At 36.4% G+C, this 1,282-nt stretch carries 2 protein-coding genes; both read left to right on the forward strand.

What is annotated here, in order from left to right:
- On the forward strand, window positions 1-371 hold a 371-nt coding region (locus tag KVT27_RS23230; RefSeq protein ID WP_217582029.1), incomplete at its 5' end, for a phage distal tail protein.
- Window positions 372-374: 3 nt separating this feature from the next.
- Window positions 375-1,282 (forward strand): phage tail spike protein (locus KVT27_RS23235; RefSeq protein WP_217582030.1); only part of this gene is annotated, 908 nt, incomplete at its 3' end.

Consider the following 1,282-nt stretch of genomic DNA (forward strand, 5'->3'; position numbering starts at 1 on the left):
CGTCACTAGTTGAATATTTAGACGATGCTTCTAATAGTAATACCGCTACAGCAAAACCGATTTCTAAGGTTGCTATTGCATTCCTACAATACGGAGCATTATCAACTGTCATGGATTTACTAATAAGTGAATTGAAAGTGTGGAAACTCTACAATGTGGACGTAGATGAAACGCCTTATATTGTTGACGTAGGGGATAAAGTAATTATCGATACCGAAAAATCACTAGCTAGTATAAATGGCAGGAGCGCCCTTCCCTTAAAAGATTTATTCAGTGAATACCCAATAGTGGATGAGGGTGAAAATGAAATTATTGTCCGGCCAGCACAAATAGGAAGGGCGAAATTAAAGTATAGAGAAAGGTACCTATAAGATATGAGAAAAATAAGTGGAGAATTACACATCATCGATTATAAGACTCAACAGGTCATTGCTTCCATGAAGCCTAGCGAATATGTAGCGGATAATCGCCATTGGGAACTTCAAAACAATGTAGATACTTTGGATATTACTATTCTTGAAAACTCAAAATACAAGACTTACTTACAACAACAAAATTTAATAATAAAAGAGACACGCCCAGGAGTTTTAGTACCTTATGTAATTACTGAGATTGAGAAAGATACATCCAATAAGACTATTACTATATTTGCCTCAGGTGAATGGGTTCTTATGGGTTCCGATGACTTTATCAAACCTCAAAAATTTGAATCTATGACTCCTGAGCAATATATTGACTTCGCTACTAAGAAAACAGATTGGGAGCGAGGAATTGTAGAAGTAACCGGAAAACGAACGATGACCGCTAAAGAATTTGTGGCTCCACTTTCTCTTTTATCTCAATTACCTGGTTTATTTGAAAAAAAGGGGGAATTACGTTACAGAGTAGAATTACGTGGCGCCAATACTATTAAACGTAAAATTGACTTTATCGAACGTAGAGGGGCAGATAAAGGAAAAGAAATAACAGTTGGTAAGGATCTAAACAGCGTTAAGCGTACTGAAAACTCTGAAGCTATTATTACAGCACTAATTCCTTATGTAATGGGGCAAGATGCAGACGGAAATGAGCAAATTATTACAATTGAGTCTGTAAATAACGGTCTACCTTATATCGTAGATGAAGACGCTTTTCAAAGATGGAATAGGAATGGGAAACATCGTTTTGGATTCTATACACCCGATACAGATGATAAGAACATGGAACCTTCACGGCTGCTCCAATTAAGTAAAACGGAACTGAAAAAACGCATTGATACAATCGTTAGTTATGAAGTAGATGC

This window comes from Lysinibacillus sp. GbtcB16 (genome assembly GCF_019091145.1).
Taxonomy (GTDB): domain Bacteria; phylum Bacillota; class Bacilli; order Bacillales_A; family Planococcaceae; genus Lysinibacillus; species Lysinibacillus fusiformis.